Source organism: Paracoccus sp. JM45, assembly GCF_003590715.1.
GTDB lineage: Bacteria > Pseudomonadota > Alphaproteobacteria > Rhodobacterales > Rhodobacteraceae > Paracoccus.
This window is the reverse complement of sequence record NZ_QQVY01000077.1, coordinates 1-532: the sequence shown is the minus strand read 5'-3', so window position 1 is coordinate 532 and position 532 is coordinate 1. Positions and strand designations below refer to the sequence as shown.

Below are 532 nucleotides of genomic sequence, written 5' to 3'. Positions count from 1 at the left end.
GCCGCCGCTCCCGTGTAGTCGCTGACCTGCCCAGCCGATATGAACAACCGGATCGGTCTGCCTTTCGCATCGGTGACGGCATGCAGCTTTGTGTTCATGCCACCTTTTGTTCGGCCGATCTGGCGACCGCGCCCCCCTTTTTTGCACGCAGGCTGCAAGCCGTGCGATGCGCCTTGAGATACGTGGCATCGATCATGATCGTCTTCGGATCGGTGCCTTCGGCGGCCAGGCCGACCATGATCCGGGCAAAGACCCCGTTGTCACTCCAGCGCTTCCAGCGATTATAAAGCGTCTTGGCCGGCCCATATTCCCTCGGCGCATCGCACCATCGCAAGCCATTGCGATTGATAAAGATAATGCCGCTCAGCACACGCAAATCATCAACCCGCGGACGGCCGTGGCTTTTCGGAAAGTAGGGACGAAGGCGCGCCATTTGCGCTTCGGTTAGCCAGAACAAGTTGCTCATTGATCAGGTCTCCTTGCGAAGCCTGAATCACGCCAGAGGAATGAAATCAATGGGTCTAGACCCTAG

Annotated in this window: 1 pseudogene; it reads right to left on the bottom strand. The window is 57.9% G+C overall.

Annotation, left to right across the window (positions count from 1 at the left end):
• Positions 1–466, bottom strand: a pseudogene (locus DWB67_RS17805) (IS5 family transposase); the annotation flags it as partial.
• Positions 467–532 lie beyond the last annotated feature (66 nt).